General features: G+C 63.7%; 19 protein-coding genes and 1 pseudogene. 11 read left to right on the plus strand and 9 right to left on the minus strand.

Annotation, left to right across the window (positions count from 1 at the left end):
- Positions 1-100 precede the first annotated feature (100 nt).
- The 3 genes and pseudogenes from ACTWPB_RS08055 to ACTWPB_RS08065 form a co-directional block, all read right to left on the minus strand.
- Positions 101-283 (minus strand): annotated as a pseudogene (locus ACTWPB_RS08055) (integrase core domain-containing protein); the annotation flags it as partial.
- A gap of 396 nt (positions 284-679) precedes the next feature.
- Positions 680-1423, minus strand: a complete 744-nt coding sequence (locus tag ACTWPB_RS08060; RefSeq protein ID WP_446225055.1) for an ESX secretion-associated protein EspG — start codon at positions 1421-1423, stop codon at positions 680-682.
- 8 nt (positions 1424-1431) lie between these two features.
- Complete coding sequence (locus ACTWPB_RS08065; RefSeq protein WP_446225056.1) at positions 1432-3165, minus strand: hypothetical protein; 1734 nt, start codon at positions 3163-3165, stop codon at positions 1432-1434.
- 194 nt (positions 3166-3359) lie between these two features.
- Here ACTWPB_RS08065 and ACTWPB_RS08070 point away from each other — a divergent pair, with 194 nt between their 5' ends.
- From ACTWPB_RS08070 to ACTWPB_RS08085, 4 genes are all read left to right on the plus strand, one after another.
- Entirely contained in the window at positions 3360-3668 is a 309-nt protein-coding gene (locus tag ACTWPB_RS08070; protein WP_446225057.1) for a hypothetical protein, read from the plus strand.
- Positions 3668-6172 carry a TPR repeat region-containing protein gene (locus ACTWPB_RS08075; protein WP_446225058.1) on the plus strand — a complete coding sequence of 835 codons (2505 nt, stop codon included), beginning with the start codon at positions 3668-3670 and terminating at the stop codon, positions 6170-6172. Before ACTWPB_RS08070 ends, ACTWPB_RS08075 begins: the two co-directional genes overlap by 1 nt.
- Positions 6169-6780 (plus strand): hypothetical protein, encoded by a 612-nt coding sequence (locus ACTWPB_RS08080; protein ID WP_446225059.1) that lies wholly within the window; start codon positions 6169-6171, stop codon positions 6778-6780. The genes ACTWPB_RS08075 and ACTWPB_RS08080 overlap by 4 nt, the downstream gene beginning before the upstream one ends.
- A gap of 99 nt (positions 6781-6879) precedes the next feature.
- Complete coding sequence (locus ACTWPB_RS08085) at positions 6880-7401, plus strand: DUF3558 family protein (protein ID WP_446226259.1); 522 nt, start codon at positions 6880-6882, stop codon at positions 7399-7401.
- Positions 7402-7414: 13 nt separating this feature from the next.
- Here ACTWPB_RS08085 and ACTWPB_RS08090 read toward each other — a convergent pair whose 3' ends face one another.
- Positions 7415-8005 (minus strand): DUF3558 family protein, encoded by a 591-nt coding sequence (locus tag ACTWPB_RS08090; RefSeq protein ID WP_446225060.1) that lies wholly within the window; start codon positions 8003-8005, stop codon positions 7415-7417.
- A complete protein-coding gene (locus tag ACTWPB_RS08095) occupies positions 8002-8388 on the minus strand; it encodes a hypothetical protein (RefSeq protein WP_446225061.1) in 387 nt (128 codons plus the stop codon). Before ACTWPB_RS08095 ends, ACTWPB_RS08090 begins: the two co-directional genes overlap by 4 nt.
- A gap of 224 nt (positions 8389-8612) precedes the next feature.
- Between ACTWPB_RS08095 and ACTWPB_RS08100 the strand changes: the two genes are divergently transcribed.
- The 6 genes from ACTWPB_RS08100 to ACTWPB_RS08125 all read left to right on the plus strand — a co-directional run bounded on the left by ACTWPB_RS08100 (position 8613) and on the right by ACTWPB_RS08125 (position 13254).
- Entirely contained in the window at positions 8613-8942 is a 330-nt protein-coding gene (locus tag ACTWPB_RS08100) for a WXG100 family type VII secretion target (protein ID WP_446225062.1), read from the plus strand.
- Between the two features lie 40 nt (positions 8943-8982).
- Entirely contained in the window at positions 8983-9306 is a 324-nt protein-coding gene (locus ACTWPB_RS08105; protein WP_446225063.1) for a WXG100 family type VII secretion target, read from the plus strand.
- A complete protein-coding gene (locus ACTWPB_RS08110; protein WP_446225064.1) occupies positions 9303-10796 on the plus strand; it encodes a hypothetical protein in 1494 nt (497 codons plus the stop codon). The genes ACTWPB_RS08105 and ACTWPB_RS08110 overlap by 4 nt, the downstream gene beginning before the upstream one ends.
- Before the next feature lie 9 nt (positions 10797-10805).
- Entirely contained in the window at positions 10806-11105 is a 300-nt protein-coding gene (locus ACTWPB_RS08115) for a hypothetical protein (protein ID WP_446225065.1), read from the plus strand.
- Between the two features lie 7 nt (positions 11106-11112).
- Positions 11113-12069 (plus strand): ADP-ribosylglycohydrolase family protein, encoded by a 957-nt coding sequence (locus ACTWPB_RS08120; RefSeq protein ID WP_446225066.1) that lies wholly within the window; start codon positions 11113-11115, stop codon positions 12067-12069.
- A 390-nt stretch (positions 12070-12459) separates the two neighbouring features.
- Positions 12460-13254: a hypothetical protein gene (locus ACTWPB_RS08125; RefSeq protein WP_446225067.1), complete on the plus strand. Its 795-nt coding sequence runs from the start codon at positions 12460-12462 to the stop codon at positions 13252-13254.
- 425 nt (positions 13255-13679) lie between these two features.
- On the opposite strand, the gene ACTWPB_RS08130 is transcribed toward ACTWPB_RS08125, so the two are convergent.
- The 4 genes from ACTWPB_RS08130 to ACTWPB_RS08145 all read right to left on the minus strand — a co-directional run bounded on the left by ACTWPB_RS08130 (position 13680) and on the right by ACTWPB_RS08145 (position 16012).
- Positions 13680-13973, minus strand: a complete 294-nt coding sequence (locus ACTWPB_RS08130) for a hypothetical protein (RefSeq protein WP_446225068.1) — start codon at positions 13971-13973, stop codon at positions 13680-13682.
- Between the two features lie 29 nt (positions 13974-14002).
- Positions 14003-14572, minus strand: a complete 570-nt coding sequence (locus ACTWPB_RS08135; RefSeq protein ID WP_446225069.1) for a GNAT family N-acetyltransferase — start codon at positions 14570-14572, stop codon at positions 14003-14005.
- Between the two features lie 221 nt (positions 14573-14793).
- Positions 14794-15729, minus strand: a complete 936-nt coding sequence (locus ACTWPB_RS08140; protein WP_446225070.1) for a phosphotransferase family protein — start codon at positions 15727-15729, stop codon at positions 14794-14796.
- A gap of 121 nt (positions 15730-15850) precedes the next feature.
- Positions 15851-16012 (minus strand): hypothetical protein, encoded by a 162-nt coding sequence (locus ACTWPB_RS08145; protein WP_446225071.1) that lies wholly within the window; start codon positions 16010-16012, stop codon positions 15851-15853.
- A gap of 172 nt (positions 16013-16184) precedes the next feature.
- Between ACTWPB_RS08145 and cas3 the strand changes: the two genes are divergently transcribed.
- A complete protein-coding gene (gene cas3 / locus ACTWPB_RS08150) occupies positions 16185-18425 on the plus strand; it encodes a CRISPR-associated helicase Cas3' (RefSeq protein ID WP_446226260.1) in 2241 nt (746 codons plus the stop codon).
- Positions 18426-18446 lie beyond the last annotated feature (21 nt).

Consider the following 18446-nt stretch of genomic DNA (forward strand, 5'->3'; position numbering starts at 1 on the left):
ATGACGCCCGGCCCGGCACCACGACCGCGCCGTCGAAGATCGCTTTCGGCCCGTCGCCGGTGATCCAAGCCTGATCGGCGACCTACACCGACAGCTCGGCCTAGGTGTTCTGTCCTGAGAGGTTAGGAACGCGGCTGGCCGGTGGGTGTCCGCCGAGTGCGGTGTGGCCGCGGTGGTGGTTGTAGATGTGCAGCCAGGCGTGGAACGCCTGGCTGCGCTCGGTATCACTGCGGTAAGCGCGGGCGTAAGCCCACTCGTCGGCCAGGGTCCGATGGAACCGTTCAGGTGGGACCGGTGCTGGAAAGCGGTCGAGATCGAGGTTCAGGCGTGCGGCTATGGCGCGGTAGCCGAGTTTCTCGTTGATGCGCCACGAGTAGATCTGCTCGACGACGGGCGCGCGGACGGGGTCGAGTGCCAGGTGCGTCTTGTGTCTGCCTTCGGCGCGGCGTGCGGGAACGGGATGGAGGACCTTCTTGGGCAGGTAGCCGTAGGGTGCTTGGCCGACGTTGAAAGGCCTCGGTGTGCTGTTCGAATCCGCCCCGGGACTTCTCCAGCATCTCGAGGATGTACCACTCGGCGATGCCCTGTTTTACGCGGCGGGTCAGGACGTTGGTCGCTCGAGGAGTGGCGCCGCGGGTCAGGGAGAGGATCTCGTTCAACCGGGGAGCGTGAGCAGGGCTCAACGGTGGTTCACACGGCGAGTGAGTTCATTAGCGATCTGGGACTCTGTAGCGGGGAGGACGGTCGCGTCGTGGTGGTTGACGTCGATCAGATATCGGCCCGCCGCACGGTGGCCGTGTTGGATGTCGATCCAGTTCAGGCTTGGAGGCGGATTTTCGCCTGCCGCGCGGACGTCGTGCTCGATGTAGAGGTACCCGTCAGCACTTCGTGGCGCTCGCAAGAGCGCGAGGATACGGTTTTCGGCGACCTCGTGGCCGTTCGCGTTGATGAAATACGACGTCTCCGCCTCGCCGCGTACGCGCGGGGTGTAGCCCACTAGCCGAGGCGCCGTGCCGGCGGGTGTCGCGGGCATCGTGGTGACAACCGCGCGGCCGAGGTTGGCCCGGCGGGTGGCCAGGATCTCGACGTCGGCCCCGAATTCTCTTGTGCTGCCAGCGAGTTGGTGGGCGATCACAGCGTGGTCGCCCACCGCGGCCGCGAGGCAACGGATTCGTTGGCCTCGGGATTGGCCGGTACAAACGATCCGCACCTCGGGGTCGGCAAGGATCTCCAGAGCGTGCGTGAGATCCGCATCGGCACGATGGGGGTAACGCGAAGAGATCGCGTGGCGCTGCTGAACATAGGCGTCCAGATCGGCTGCGGATTCGAGAATGCTCAGCGGATAAGGGTATTCGCGCTCGGTCTGCAACCACACCCACGCGAACTCGTCGGGCGTGAATCGCCACTGCGTATTCGAGGTCATTCTCGTGTTCAGGGTCGGCCGCCGGAGTCCGTGGCGGGTGGTTGGTCCTCGCGCTGTGCGTCAGGTTCGGTAGCCGGGTTGTGCGTATCCCACGGGCCGCTGCCGGCGATCGGCTCGTATCGGGGTTGGGCCGCTGGCGCTTGTGTCTGGGCGGAATCGAGAACGTCGCCGGTTGGCTCGGGGGCCGACCCTCCCGGCGCCGGGGTGGGCGTAGCAGCAGCGCTAACCATCGCGGTTGGTTCGGCAGCGGCCGGGGGTGCGGTCGGAACGGAAACGGCGGTAGTCGAAGGTGCGGAAGCTTGCGCCGGTTGCTGATGGGGTCGGTCGTCCGCGCTGAACAGCGAGCGCGGCAACGCCAGATCTGCCGCCGGGGTGGGAAGTGGTTCCGGCCGGGATTCGGGTGCAGACGCAGAAATTTCGGTGGTGTGATCACCGATAACAGGCGAGATCGCCGACTGATGGCCAACGAGTTCCTCTTGCACTCGACGCAAGTAGTCCGGGCTCTGATGGGTATCTTCGTCGCCCTGACCCTTGCGGGCCCCCGCACCGGGGGCCATCGGTCCCATCGGCCCATGACCGGAACGTCCCGCCGAGGACCCGGCCGTGGAAGCGCTCGCCGCCGCCCCGACCCCGGGTACGCTCCCGCGGACCGGCTGTCCCACACCGACGCTGGGGCCGCCACCCCCAGAACCAGGCAAGCCGCCGCCCGAACCAGGCGCGCCACCACCCGAGCCTGGTACGCCGCCGACCGGGGACTGGCCGTTCACATTCGGCGGCGTCCCCGCCGAGGGAGTTGCGGTGGTCGGTGCCGCGCCTGCAGCCGTCGTCGCCGTGTCAGAATCCGCGCCGGACTCGGTCGAACCGGCCTGTTCCGACGTGCCTGCGTCGCCCTCGGAGGTTGCACCCGTCGATTCGGGGCTGGTCGCGCTGGGCTGATCGTCAGTAGGCGCGCCAGTTCCGGGATCAGCGGAACCGGGGGCTGTTGGGCTCTGCGCACCGCCGGGTGTCGGCGCACCCGCACCGTTTCCACCGGTGTCGATTCCTTCGCCGACCTGCGGCGGCGCGACGAACGACGGAACATCGGCCCCCGACGGTGGGAACGTCGGCAGGTAGGTCGTGTTGACGGCCGCGACTGCCAGCGCCCGTAATCGGGTCGCGTTGTCGTCGTCGGCGCGGGCTTTCTCGCCACTGATCAACCACGGCAGTACCGATTCGGAGGCGTTGTCCGGATCGGCGACGGTGGCCACTGGCGGTGGCGGCACCGCGCCGGCCAATGCCTGGGCGGCGTAGAACATAGTGTCGAGCCGCATCGCCACCGACTTCGCGACCTCGCCCATGTGCTCGCCGCCGGTAGCGAACGCCGACATCGCCGCCACGCCCGCGTCAGCTGCTTGCCCTTCCCACCGGCCTTCCACCGCCCGGTTCAGACCGATTCGGGCCAGCTGGAACGTAGAGGTGATCGTGGTAGACACCTGTGACCAGATGAGGCAGGCGTTCCAGATCGATTGCTGATCCAGACTCTGGACGTCATCCCAGATCTGCTGATGGGTCATCGCCTCCGGCGGAGGCTCCTGCGAGGTCACATAAGCCGGGTCGACACCACCATCGAACTGCTCATCGTGGCGACTGCGCTGTTGTTGCGACGCATCAGCACGTTGCTGCTTCCCCACAGCAGCGGCCACGGCCTGCGCACCCGGCACACCCAGCATTTCCTCGATGAGCCGGTTGCCATCGCTCGTCATACATCCCCGTTTCGTACAACCAACCTGCAGGTCATCGGCAGTCGTGGCGCGCACACCCCACGCGTCTTGCATGTAGGTTACACCGGGCCCGCCCGATGCCCGGGGCCTCGGAAGTGACCGCAGGACGATAGCGGGTGCGACGACCGCTCTGTATCGTCGCTGTCGATCAGCAGCCGCAACAAGGGGGGACCACCTTGCTCTCAGCCGATATCGCCCAGATGCGTCAACTCGTGGGGACGTTGAACGACGTCGCGACCCAGATCGACGCACTCGACGTTCGCACCGTCGCTGACACCATGGCCGCCGCGCTGCCTGGCTGCCCCATCCCGGCCGCGTGCGCGCAGGCGGGTGAGTTCACCGAAGGCGCGTGGCTGCGTGTGGCGCAACGAATCCAGCAGATCTCCACAGCGACTACCCAGTGCGCCAACAACATTCAGGCCACCGACGAGGACTTCCAAAAAGCTCTCGACACCATGCGGTTCCAGATCCCCGGAGCGAAGTAATGCTGCAGATCACCTTGCCGCAGGTCCAGCAATGGCAGCTGGGACGGCTCTCGGAATGGGCCACCAACCTCGAGACCGCCAATCAGGGCTACGAGTATCAGCTCGGGCGCACCGTGTCCCACTTCCAGGACCTGCACGGTTCATGGGCAGGCAAAGCCGCGGATGCCGCCTATGGGCGTATGGACGAGGAGAACAATCAGGGCCGTCGCCTCGCGACCGAGACCAGCGAGCTGATCACCGCTGTCCGTACCGGCACCGACCGCATCACCCGGGAACGAGAAGTCCTGCTAGGACGCGTCGTCGATGCCGAAACCCTGCCGTTCAGTATCGACGGGAAGGCGATCACGTTCTCAGTCGGCGCACAGTGGCGCGTGCTCGCCGACTACACCGCCATACGGGACCTAACCGAAGACATCGTGCGCCAGATCCAGGCCGAGACCGACAGTCGGCAGGGCCAGATCAACAGCGCCTACTTCAGCTTCGCTACCGCGGTCGAAGAATTCGCTACCGCCGTCACCACCAATGCGGGCGAAATCCGTTCGCGCGGTGACATTCTGGGCAATGGTCTAGACGTTGCTGGCACTGAGCAAACCACGGGCCTGACCGCTGAACAGGGACGACTCGACGGTCAAACCATCGCAGACGGAAAGCTCTCACCCGAAGAGATCGACCGGATCTCTAAGAACCTCACAGCGGCCGGACTGACGCCCACTCAGCTCGCCGCCCTGCAACGCGGCGAGGAAGTCACTGTGCCGGCGTCAGCGATGAGCTATATGACCGAGCTCTACGGCAGCGCCGGGCGCGATGGTCTGATCGGGGTATCCGAACAACTCCGCACCGATACCACGCCGGGTTCGCAACAGCTGCGGTCCTCGCTGGCCAACGGGCTGCTGACGGTGTCGAACGAGAACGTCGTCGGCCGCGACTACCGCACCGGCAAAGACGATCGCGGCGGCTGGAACAAACTCAGCCCCGAGGTGAAGGAGATCGTCGGAACCCGGCCCGCGCTGGGAACCGATGCCCCCGACTCCAACACCAGCCGCCTGCCCGATGACTACCGCAACAACGCATGGGACAGCCGCAACATCACCGGGTCCTACAAGGAGTACCAGGACGACCTCGGCAAATTCGGCGACTTCCTCAACTCCTCCGGCGAGGGGTACCAGCCCGGTGACCGTCTCGGTGTGGAACTGTCCAGGCAGGCAGCACACCAGGCGTGGCTCGCCGACAGCGGCGAGTACCGCAGCGTCATGAATCCCAACGATGTAGCCATGAGCGATGCCCGCGCGGACAGCACCGCCCGCGACCTCCTCGAGGTCGGAACCCGCAACACCGATTCCAACCACGCACTGATCACAGGGGAGGGCAGTCCCGAGCTGTTCGGCAGCGGCGAACCCGGCCAAACCTTCAACGATGGCGACAAATTCAAAGAAGTCGTCGCCCCCATGATCACCCGCGACTGGGGTGACGACGGTGCTGCGGCGGCAGGGATGTTCAGTTGGATCAACGACGACGCCACCTCACCGAACCCGGAAGTAGCGACAAGGGCTGGCGAGTCCGCGAATGTCCTAGCCAACTACGTCGCCGACAACAAGAGTGAACTACTCAACCTGGACGGCGACAGGACCGAATCGCTCGGTCAACGTAACCCGGCATTGCTGCAAGGAATGGCTGAAGGACTCAGCCCCTACATTCCGCGCTTGGCGGGCGTGCCAGAAGGTCCGCCACTTCTGACCAGCGGATTTGAATGGGGCACGGCGGATCCGAACTTCGACAGGGCGAAGTCGGTGTTCACCGTGATGGATTCCAGTAAGGAAGCTGCCGAGCAGTTCAATGTCAGCGCACTCGCCGCAGGCGGAGGACTGCAATCGGCCTGGCTTTCCTCGGCATTGACAGACCCGCACGGCGGGGACAACCGCCTGGCGGCAGGATATGGAACAATTCTAGGCCTCGTCGATGGTGGGCTCACCGCGGAGGCCGCCGATCGGACCCGAGACGAAGCCGCCGCAGCAGCGCGTAATTTCGCCGATCAGGGTGCTGGCTACGATGCCGCCAAGGGGGTTTTGACAGGCTCGATCAAATACCTTCCGGTCGTTGGCCCCGTCGCATCCGATATCGCATCCAACACGCTGTCGCCCGCCATCGATGTATCGAACACCTATATCAAGAATGCCGTTTTGGGCGTCTACCTGGCGCCAGACCCAGCCCAACCGAACGCACCAATGGCGCCGGGCTATCAAGACCCTGCCGCGACATATCTGCTGACCCAGAGCCTGCAAGACCTCAATGGCTCGGTCGACCATCACCCCGACTTCGACAAGTACTTCGATGCCAACGGCAGCCTGCGTGATTACAAACAACTGTCGGAGGAGATGAACATTCCACTCCCTACGATTCGGAATGATCTCACCAAAGTGCTCGAAGAATATAACGGCAGGGTCCTCGATCCTCAGCTGAGTGACTACACGAACGAAGTCGCAAACGGACGAGCGTCGGTCAAATGAGGACGTCGCCATTCGTCCAGGCAGTGGCTCTGGTCGCGATTGTCATCGCCGGGACTAGTTGTGGTGAACGAGAAGACGTGGCGCGGCCTTCGCTGCGCATAGGCGACATCTGTGAGCCTATCCGAGATCTCTTGCGGAACGATTTTGCGCTCCCTGACACCGAGGCAACCATTCCTGGATCGGGGCGATCTGGCTTGCAGCGCAATGTGAGCGAAGAAACCAATCACTCCGTCCGCTGTAGTTATGACACGAACGGCGGTTGGGACACCGACGGACGTGAACCCTTTGACGCCAACTCGGTTGTTGAACCAGCTTACGCGGACTGGACCTCGGATGAAAAACGTAAATGGTACACAGCGCGCGGCTACGTTGAGGTTCCCGGGCACGGGCACGAGGTATGGTTCGAGGATCGCCGAAATTTTCGAGATTACTACCCACGTGGGAACGGTCCTGCGAATATTATCGTGTTCGTGGGAAAATGGAGTGGCTCCATTCATTTGTCTCCAGGGCGCGGGCAGGATATGCAAATCTCCGACGAGCAAATCAATAGTGTCGTCAGCCTTCTTGTTCGCATTGTCGGCAAAGTGGATGCCGAACAATCTCTTTGATGCGTTCGGTTATGCACACATTGCACGGGGCAGTTGAGGATGGGTAATTTGAGTCGACATATTGTTAGCGGGTTGGGGCGTGCAGTGTTATCTGCATTGATGATCTCGCTGACGGTCGGGTGTGCGTCAGGCAGTAGCCCTTCCCGACCGATAGCTGTCCGTGTGAGCCCTGATCGAGAACCGCTTCCAGTAGATTGGGATCCGTGTCTCGAGCTGGCTGATTCCATTCCTCGCCAGCTAGGTTTTGACCCGGCGACGCGGAACAGGGTTTCCAATCTATCCTCGGATGAGGACGGATATTCTGGATGTGAATTCGATCGTATTATGCCAAGTCGTAAGGGTTCAGGGCAGCCGCAAGAGCGCGGGTTTTTGAGGGTTGTCGCCGAAGGTGTCAACGTCGACGGGTTAGGTCAAATTGACCGAAGCGCACGACGGATCACGATTAACGGCCGTGAGGCTGCACGCGTCTACGAATCCTACGGGAACGGATGTTGGATTTACATGGCGCTACCAAACGGTTCAATCGGAGTGCGTCTAAACGCCATCGGGCAAACGACTTGGGTTCCCTGCGATCAGATTGAGGAGGCCGCACGGGCAGTCGAAGCTGTTTTGCCGAAGTGAGAGTCGGATTCGCTCAGGCTGGCAGTTCGGCCTCGTACACCGCAGCTACTTCTTTGATTTGACCGCATGGGTCGCCAGTTGAATATTCGAGCGACTCTGAGATGTGAACACTAGCGGACCCATCGGTTGTCGACATCGCAAGGAAGCACGCCCCTTTTTCCATCGACCCGGACAGGCGGAATATGATCGCTTCCCTGCCGTTAATTGTGAGATGTTCGAGCGCATTCGCAAAATAGGGCTGTTCCCGGAGGGGAACATTACTGATGTCGATAGTGAGACTTCTCGTGAGATGACCGGTTTCGCGATCTCCGAACGCGCATCCTACGACCGAATATTTATCGGCGACGAAGTCGGCTCGTTCCCTGGTGCGGGGCGTGAATCCGGCACGTACGACGGCGTCATCATCAAACGACCGGCAGGGGTCATAGGTGACGGGCGCTCTGCCCGGGTTGTCGCGAGTGGGTGGTGCCGCAACCTGCACAGCGATCGGACCCGGAGTCTTGGGGGCCGGTGTTTGAGGTGACTCCTGATCGGTGCACCCACTCAGCGCTCCAGCTATGACGAGAGTGCTCAGCGCCGTTAGTCCGACGGTTGCCCTGGTCATGCACCGCCTCCAGGGATCCCTGCCGAGGCTGCTGCGATCGCTTGGGCACTCATTTGGTCGGCTTCTGCGACTTTCCCTGCGGCCCGAAGGAACGTTTCCTGCAGTCGGATGGTCCCCACGATGTATTGGTCGATGGTCGCGACCATTTGGTCGGCCTTGCCAGCGAATCCGACGGCCAATTGCTGAGCGGACGAGAATCCGGCAAGACCGGTGTTCTTCCCGCCGCTCTGGATCTTCCGGCGCTGCTGATTCAGCTCTTCGCGCACCCCGTCGAGCACCTTCATAACGTCGGTGACCGCAGCCGGGTCCAACTTCAACGTCCCCGCCGCGACCGCGTCGTTCATCGCCTGAATCTGCGCCTGTCCGTAATCGACTTGCACCACAACCCCCAGATCCGTGTCGTCAGACCGGTACGTTACCAGCCACCGAAGGAGGGTGGCCGGGCGTCGAACCGTCGTTCGAAACCGGCTCGGGGTCGCAGGACCAGAGTGCCGGGGACCGCGTCGACAAGAGGTCGGGTCTGCCGTACCCACGGCATCGGCGGGGTAGTAGGCGTCGGCTATGGTCGCGGTGTGCGAGATCAAGGCTGGAAAGGGAGGGCGAGTAGATGACGGCTCAGGTGCCGGAAGGGGCGTTTTCGATCACCCCCGAGCACGTCCAGAACGCGGGCCTCTACATCCAGCAGACCGCTCAATCCTTGCTGACGGGGGTCCGCGCCACCGACACCGACGTGGACGGGCTCCTGACGGGATGGCAGGGCCCGGCCTCGGAATCGTTTCGGACCGGGTGGACCGAAGTATGCACCGGCGTCGCCGGTGTCCTGGGCGCGTTGACAGAGATGGCGGACGCGCTCGGCGTGACCAGTGTGGTGCTCTCCGAGCAAGACCGGGACTGGGCTGGGGATCTCTCGGCAGGGTCGTCGCTCGACCTGCCGTGACTCAGCTGAGGCGCGCGCCGACAACAACGCTAGGAGAGACTTGCGGTATCGGGTGAATCTGACCGAACTGGATGACGCGGTGACCCAAATCAACGCGTTGAAGACCTTCCTCGAAGAATCGTTGATCGAGATCGATGAGCGAGTGAACACAATGCGAGCCGACTGGAGCGGGGCCGCGTCCCAGGCCTACGACGCAGCGCATGTCGACTGGATCGCCTCGGCGCGGACCGCTACCGCTGGCATCGAGAAGATGCGGGCCGCCGCCCGCAGCGCCCACGACTCCTACACCGCAACCATCGTCGCGAACAGAGCCCTGCTCGGACGCGGTGGTGGACAGACCACCGGCAGCGAGAGCCAAACGTGACCGTCGTCGATGTCGATACCGAGACTTACTACACCGCGGGTAAAGCGCTGTGCGCCGCCGCTGAGTCGTGGTGGACCGCGATCGACGCCCAATGGGCGGCGTTGGCCGAATGCGGCAGTATGTGCGGCTCCTATGAGGAAGCCAAGACCTGGGCCGGTGAGTACGACGCCAAAGCAAACGAGCTGATCAACTCGGTTCGCCAGGTTGCCTCCGCCGGTGACGCCTACGGCCGGGTACTCATGGAACTCGGCTACAACCATGAAATCGGCGACTACTTCGCCACCTCAGAATTCGGTGCCGCCTTGCCTCCGCGGCCACAGATGCCCGCTGAACTTATCGCAGTCTGCCGGGTGCCCTTGCCCACGGCGGGCGGGCCCGGCAGCGGGTTGTCCGAGGCGATCGGCCTGGCCTCCGAGGTCGGTATCACCGTGCCCGATGGCGATACCGGGAAGCTCGCCAACGCCGCCAACCTGTGGAAGAACCTCGCAACCAACGAGGCCGTGACCGGCTACGTCGCCGAACTCCATCGAATCGCCGGCCTGTTCGCCGAGATCACCGCCGAGGAATACGACTCCATCGACGAGGATATCCGAGCGATGAAGGCCGCCGCGGACGATGTCGTAGCTGGGTTCGCCGAGGTCGGCGCAAGCACCGAGACACATCGCGGCGCGCTGGTCGCCATGCGCGAGGCCATCGAGCAATTTCTCATCGACATGGCCAAAGACATCGCGATCGAGACGGGGGTCACCGCGACCATCTCGGTCGCCGCGTCGTTCGTGACCTTCGGTGCCGCCGCCGTCGCTGGTGCGGTGATCCTCGCAGGCCGTGTCACCCACATCGTGGCGAAGTACGCGCCGAAGATCCGGCCGCTGATCGCGGTATTCCAATCCAGCGGACTGGCACGCAGGTTCACCAACGTGCCCGACTTTTCCAACCACAAACAGGAAATGCAACGCATCCTCGACATGCGCGCCAAGAACAGCACTCCCCGCAGACACGGACTCGCGCCCGATGTTCTCGACCCGAAGAATCGCGACATCCTGGCACGTGGGCCTTCCGACCAGTACGGCACCGACCTCGGTGGTGTACTGCGCCGTGGTGAGACCCCGACTCCGGAACAACAGCGCCAGATCGACGACCTGAACAAAGCGCTGGAAAAGCTACCCAAACATGAGGGCCCCGTCGTTCGGCACGTCAATATGTCCCCGCAGCAGCTCGCGGAGCTCGAACCGGACAAGCCATGGGCCGACGCCGGGTTCATGTCGACCTCGAACAAGCCCGACGGCGTCTCCGATGTCTTCGCGAACAATCGGAACGTCGAAATGCAGATTGTGTCCAAGAACGGCCGGACCTACTCCGACCCCGACACGGGCATGCCATTCGGCACCGACGACGAAGTACTGTTCCCGTCGAACACTCAATTCATGGTGCACAACAAGTTCTATGACCCCACGACGGGCCGCGTCGTGGTCCAGATGGTCGAAAGGTAGCCGGTAGTCATGACGACCCCCCACGACGAAGAATACGAGCGCGCAGCGCGGCAACTGGCCGCCTTCGAGGAGATGCGCGCCGGTGTACGCCTGCGAGCCATGGATCCCACAGCCCCACGCAACGTCACCCACATCAAAGACGACGGACTGTCCGGCAGCGACCAGGAGGGTTGGACGATCTCTCCCGACGGACGTGAATGGCGCGACGAGAACGGAGCCCTGGTCTACCTCCGCGACAGCGACGGCTACTGGCTCAGCCCCGATGGACGGCGCGTGTTCGACCCCATCGGCAATCCGATCAACTCTTGACAACACCATGATCAGGTGGAAGTGGCGTTCAGCACCCGCCATCGGCCGTGTCGATCTGATGCTCGATTCGCTCGCTGGCCTTTCCGTTGGCGACGCACTCGGAGCGCAGTTCTTCATCATGGGACGCTCACTTCGCGATCTTCGGTCGGGCAATCCTCCAGCGGGACAGTGGGACTGGACCGATGACACCGAGATGGCCTGCGGCGTGGTCGCCGAGCTCCAGCGTCATCAGCGGATCGACCAGGATCGGCTAGCGGCGGGGTTCGCGCGCAGATTCTCGCCCGAGCGCGACTACGGGCATGCGACGGTCACAACACTTCGGCGCATCGGTAACGGCATGCCCTGGCGGGAGGCGGCCGGGGCGACGTTCGAGGGGCAGGGTTCTTGCGGAAACGGTGCCGCCATGCGGGTTGCCCCGTTGGGGGCCTACTACTTCGACGATCCGCAACGTGCGGTGGCTGAAGCTGTACGGTCGGCGCAGGTCACCCATTTACACTCTGAAGGTGTGACCGGCGCGGTCGCGGTTGCGGTCGCCGCGGGGCAGGCCGCGCACGCCCGCACCACCCAAACCCGGGTCGCCCCAACGGAGTTCCTCACCACCGTCCTGGGCCATCTCGAGCCCGGCGAGACAACCCGCGGCGTTCATCGTGCTCGCGCCCTGCTCGGCGCAACCGTCGCCGAGGCAGCACACGAACTCGGCAACGGCTCCCGGGTGCTGGCGCGAGATACAGTCCCGTTCACATTGTGGTGTGCCGCAACTTATCTCGACGACTACCCGGCCGCTGTCGCCGCCTGCATCGAGGCAGACGGTGACATGGACACCACTTGCGCGATCACAGGCGGAATCGTCGCCGCATACACCGGCACCGTCGCTGCGAACGGCGTGCCCCAAGCATGGCTCACTCCCCGCGAACCGTTACCGCCCTGGCTCACCTCGACAAGCCCTTCACGGCGTAGACGGTGACCACAGCCGGATACATGAACGCCGATTTTCGCTGGCTCACTCCGCACCGAACCCGGCGCTAGCTTCGGCGCGAGGCGTAGAGCGGTGGCCGGAACCTGTTGGGTCGCTCGCGTGAAAGTAGTTCGCGCAGCGACTCGGCAGCGAGTAAGTCGGTCGCGCTGACGAGCTCGATGACCCTGCGGATGGTGAGGGCGTCGATGCCACGGTCTGCGGCATCATGCGAATATCGATCGATTTCGGCTAGCGCATCCTGTGTGGGCATTTGCGGGGTGGAGCGGCTCGTCAGCCGGTCGCGCTCGATGTCGATGTCGCTATGACGAGGAAGACCAGAAGTATGCAGATCAACTCAAAAATATCTGGTAAGCGAGCCAAATCCTGGGAGGTTCCGGCATGACCGACTTCAGCATCGAGCATTTCGAAGGCGTCATCGATGAAATCGAGCGCAAGCTCGGGGAGATCGGAAAGATGATAGACTCGGTGCCGGGAATTGTCGCGGACGCCGTCGACAATTGGTGGGTCACCGAAGGAATGGCGGCTGCTATTCGATGGACCGCAAACAAGACAGTCGAGTTCGGCAAGTGGCTCGTTGAGACGGTTATAGACCTTCTGAAGGGCGTCGCAGCACCGGTGTACATGGCGGTATGCGCCTGGGACTGGCTGGAGGTCCGTGGGGACGCGACCCAATTGGCCGCCAATGTCGACCCGGCCGTGCTGAAGTCGAGCAGCGAGTGGAAAGGCGATGCGCAGTGGGCATACCGCAATGCCGCAACGGCACATAATTCGGCCGCGAAACGAGTCGGCGATATAGGAAAGGACACTGCAACTTCTCTCGGAGTGGCAGCGGTCGGGGGACTTGTGTTCTATGGGGCGATTCTCGGCATTGTTGTCAAAGCTGGGATTGCGATGACCGGCAGTCTGGCGGCAATAGCTTCCGCTATTTTCTCCTGGGCTGGTGCGGGGCTGATTGTGCTGGAAGCGGCAGGAGACTCGGCGGCCGTCGTGGCGGCTATCACTGCGGTAACTGCGTTGCTCGGCACTCAGGCCACTGCCCTGCTCGGGATCAAGGCGACCGCCACCGACCTTACTGTGTTCCCGGATGGAAAATGGCCAGGCGCGAATATTGGGACATTTAATAATGCGACGCGCTTGGACGGAGTCCCGGAGTGGTCGATAAGGACCGGATAGTGGATGCTCCAGTACGCGCCCGACAAGCCGAGGGCACGGTGTACGCACTCGGCGGTGCGGTCATAGCGGGAGTAATGGCCCTCTTTACCTGGAAGTTGATCGATACTGGGGCCGCCCCTCCGTCGCGAGTTCAGGTGTCGTTCGTGGCGATATCCTCGATCACTGTTGTGGTATCGCTCTTCAGTATCATTGTATTGTGGACGGGGCATCGCCTCCGGCGAGTTGTTCGTTATGCCGCATTATCGATTGTGGTACTGAATACGTCAGTCTTCCTGATTTCGGGCGGTTGGTTGGCCATTGATACCGGAGGTGCGGGCATAGGTCTCCTGATCGTCCTCGCGCCGATCGGATTGGGTATGGCCAGGGTGATTTACTGTGTACCCGCAGGCGCACGTTGACGTTTCGAGACTGACATCTGTGTCACCTCATTCGAGGGCCCGAGTCGGGGGGTGCTCATGGATACCGGCCTGAGCGCCGTCTCCGGCGACTGCCCTGGCACCGATGCGCCCGTGCGACGCCTCGATCAGTTCCTCGACTGTGGGCATGTATAAGTCGATCAGTTTCGTGCGCGGCAGTCGGACTGCGGGATCGATTCCGGTCCCGCGCAGTTGTACGTAGCGTCGGACGGTGTGGTGATCGCAGCCGGCCAACTCGGCGGCTTTGCGGTAACTGCCCGTCAAATCGTAGGCAGCCAGAATCTCTTTGATCTCCTCTGACATCCAGGCGACGATGCGCTGTTCAGGTGGTTTCAGTCGGTGCGGAGCCGTGCGTGGAGGTGCATATCGTGGCGGCCGTCGCTGTGGCGACCGGCTCCACGCAGTGTGCCCTCGAAGGCGAAACCGCATTTGGCTGCCACCCGGCATGACGGCAGATTCTGGACCGAATGGGTGAGTTCGATTCGGTCGAACCCGAGGTCATCGAAAGCCCAGCGGGTCAACGTGTTCGCGGCGCGGGGAGCGATGGAGTGTCCGCGCCAGGCAGGCAGGGTCCAGTAGGCGAGTTCGGTGACACCCTCGATGAGGTCCGAGGACCTCAGTCCGATACGGCCGGCGACTTCTCCGCAGCTGGTGACGGCCCATTGGCCGTTGCCGGTAGACCAGGCCGAGCGCCACCGGGAGATCCATTGGCGAACCTGCTCGACGGACTCGGCGGTCCGCACGTGCCAATGACGGATCGCGGGGTCTTGGAAGGCTTCGTACACCGTAGGTGCATCGGCTTCGTTCCAGGGGCGCAGCGCCAGGCCGTTTTCGGCGGTGAGGGTGGGCTGGTCGGTGCTGAACGTGCCGGGATCGACCACGGCCGACATCAACTCGGGCATGTGTGCATTGTCCGCCCGTGGACGCCGCGGTGTGGGGCTGTTGGCACCGGTCAGCTGAACCGAAACCAGCGGTAGGGCATTATTAGTGGCGGTTCCGATGTCGAATCCAGCAGGACGTCATCAGCAACGTCGAGGTCGGCTCCGCGCGACGCAGTCTCTCGGCACCCCCGCGACTACTGCTTCTTCGCACCTTCCCCGATCCGCGAAGGTCCGACCGCTGGCTATGGCCAGCCGAGTCTGCGGCGCAGCCATTGCGTTGTTACCTGTTCCGCGCGGGCGCGGTGCTCGCGGAGTTGTGGTGCGCGTGGGGGCGGGGGTTGACGGCTGGTACCGGCCCAGTAGCCGGTGAGTCCGCAGAGCAATGCGTTGATGGAGGCTGGATCGGTGTCTCGGGTCACCGGGTGGGTTGCCAGGATCGGATCCGGTTCGATGCCTTTGTCGGCGATGGCTGGGGTGAGCATGACGAGATCGACCCAGGCCGCGCCCGTGCAGGGCCAAGCCCAATCTACGACAGCCACGGTTCCATCGGGGCGCATTCGCATGTTGTCTGGGCGAAGATCGGTGTGCAGCAGTACTTCTCCCGCTGCCGAAGCAGTCCAGTCGCTTTCTAGGTCTGCGAGCTTGTCGAGGTTGCGTCGTGACCAGTCGTCGAGGTCAGCGGGTGGACCCTGTTCGGCATAGCGCCGCCAGCCGGTGAGCTTGACTCCATAAAGGTCATCGATGGTCGGCACGTCGTGCAGTGGGCTCGGGCATAGCGCCTCCGACATCTGTTCGACCGCGGTCAGCACCGCGGACAGCTCGGCCGGATCCTCGATGCGAGGATGAGCGCCCGGGATGTGCTCGAAGATCATGACCAGCCAGCCGTCGGTCTCGATCGTGGCCAACACTTTCGGTGCTGGTACACGCGATGGCAGTCGTGCGGCGGTGGTTGCTTCGGTGCGGTACATCGTGATGAGCGGGTCATCGGTGGTGATGGCCTTCGCGAACACCGTGCGGCCGTCATCGAGGATCAGCCGGGTCGCTAGCCCGTGGCTGAATCCGCCGGGTTGGGTCACCGCGGAACGTACCCGCGCACCGACACATTGTTCGACAGCGTGGCGTGTCGGATCGGGGAGGTAGCGCCAGATGATCCGGTGGGTGTTCATCTCGTTTGCCATGCCAGCATCCTGGTGCCACACATCATCTGGCGGCCAGTGATTTTCGCGGTCGGCGCGCGGAGCCGGTTCGCCGGAGGAGTGCGCGGCTAGCCAGCTCGCAGAGCGGCATTCGCGGCCTCGACTACAGCCGTCCGGTAACGGCCACCGAACAGACGAGGTGCACGAGCAGGGGATGGAGTTGGTGCAGGGGGATACGTGCGCGCCAGCCGTCGGCCAGCGGTGTCGTCTCGGTGTAGCCGTCGAGGATGTGGTCGAGGTGGTCGTTGCCGAACAACACGAGCATCGCGAGGTTGCGGTGCCGAGGAGGTCGCCGCGGGCGAGCAGGTCTTGACTCGCACTGACCAGCCCACTTCTCGCGTTCCGAGCTTGACCTATCTGTGCAGTAGTCGCTCGGTGTGCAACACGACGGTTAGGTTGTGGTGGTGGTGGATATTTGGGCGCACAGCCGCAGTGATGTGTCGGGTATTCGTCATGGACTGGATGAGCATTCCCGATCGACTGCGTGGTGGGCGGGTCGGTTCGCGTCGGCGTTCGGTTCGGGGGAGTTGGCGTTTGTGCTGGGGTTGTTCCACGACGCAGGAAAGGCAGGGTGTGTATGGCAGCGGCGGCTGAGGGAGGTGGAGTCGACGCGGGGCCGTGTGGGTGTGCCGCACAAGGAGGTGGGCGCGCGAGCGTTGGGCGAGGTCGTGGGGTTGGCGGCGTTGGCGGTGCTAGGCCATCACGGGGGGATGGAGAGCCGGGCCTACTTGGCGGACGTGTGGTCGGATCCGGAAGCCATAGAGGATGCTCAGGCGCTGGCACGCTTTTTCGAGGTGGTGCCGGAGGCTTCGGCCGCGTGGGTGCGTCGAGGGTTGTTTCCGGTGCGTTGGGCGGGTGTGGGGGAGAAGCTGGTAGAGGAGATGCGGTTGAGGCTGGTGTTCTCGGCGTTGGTGGATGCCGATCACCTGGACACCGCGGCGCATCAGCGGGGGTTGCCGGGTCCGGTGGTGGCCGAGCCGACAGATTTCGGGCGGCTGGTGGAACGGTTCGAGCGGCGGCGGGCCGAATCGATCGGAGCGGGGGACAGTGAGATCGGCGCGTTGCGGGAACAGGTGTATCGGGCTGCGGTGACAGCGGCGGAGGGCGCGCCGGGGTTATATCGGTTGGCGGCGCCGACCGGGTTGGGGAAGACCTTCGCGCAGGGGATTTTCGGTCTGCGGCATGCGGCGAAGTGGGGGAAGGCCCGAGTAATCGTGGCGGTGCCGTTCGTGACGATCACCGAGCAGAACGCGGATGTGTATCGCGGGTTGCTCGATGGTGAGGACGAGCCGACGGTGCTGGAGCATCACTCCAGCGTGCGATTCGATGAGAATGCGGGCGGGTCGGCGAGGTGGGCGCGGTTGGCGGCGGAGAACTGGGATGCGCCGTTCGTCGTGACTACGACGGTGCAGCTGTTCGACTCGTTGTTCGGGCGTCGGCCTTCACAGGTACGTAAGGTGCATCGACTGGCGAACGCGGTGGTGGTGCTGGATGAGGTGCAGGCGCTGCCGTCGCGCCTGTTGCTGCCGATTCTGAGCGCGTTGCGGACGTTGGCCGAGGACTTCGGGACAACGGTGCTGCTGACCTCGGCGACCCAGCCCCGATTCCAGGCGTTGTCGGTGTGGCAGGAATACGAGTCACGGACCGGGGTGAGGGTGTCGGAGGTCATCGCCGATCCTCAACCGTTGTTCGCCGCTGCTCGGCGGGTTCGCTATGAGTGGCGCCTGGATCCGAAACCGTCCTGGGACGAGGTCGCCGAGGAGGTCGGTGTTCTGGATCAGGTTCTGGTGGTTGTGAATTCCGTGGCCGACGCCCGGTTGCTGTATCGGTTGGTGTCGGCGCGACGAGCCGATGTCTGGCACCTGTCGACTCGGATGTGCCCACAGCATCGCCGGGCGGTGCTGGAAGTGGTATGGGCGCGGCTGCGATCAGGTGAGTCGATCGTGCTGGTTTCGACGCAGCTGATCGAGGCCGGAGTCGATCTGTCGTTCCCCGTGGTGTGGCGGGCGCTGGCGCCGGCGGATTCGTTGCAGCAGGCAGCGGGCCGGGCGAACCGGCACGGTGAGCACGGTCAGGGTGTCGTGGTTGTGTTCGACCCCGCCGAGGGGCATCGCCCGGCCGAGTACACGCAGGCGTGCTCGCTGACGGCGGCACTGTTCGGTCCCGATGGCGCGGAGCTCGACGATCAGGAAGTGCTGGCCCGTTACTACGAGGAGCTCTACCGAGACCTCGGGCTGGACCGGAGGTTCCGGGATCGGACGAGAATGCCTGTCGGGCAAATCGTTCAACACCATCGCGAAAGCCTGGACTTCCGTTCGGTCACCGACGGCCCGCTGATCAACCCGGCGCGCGGGACAGCGCGTGACCCCAAGAAGGCATTCCGGATGATCAACGAGGACACCATGCCTGTCGTCATCGTCGACGACAGGCATCGTCGACAGATCGAAGCCCTCCTCGCTGACCTCGCCGCGGGCACGGTCCGCGCTGGGGCGGCGCTGCGGCGGCTGCAACCATGGATTGTGCAACTGCGGTCGGAATTGGTCAGAAGGCCCGAAGTCGCTGCCCTGATCGAGCCGGTCATCGGGGATCTCGGCCGATGGCGGGGAACCTACGACTGGACCGAGCGCAGTGCACGTGGCGTTGGCCTCGATGAAGTCGACATGACCACAGTATTCTGACACCGGTTCCCGAAGCGGAGC

It is taken from the genome of Nocardia sp. IBHARD005, assembly GCF_052814245.1.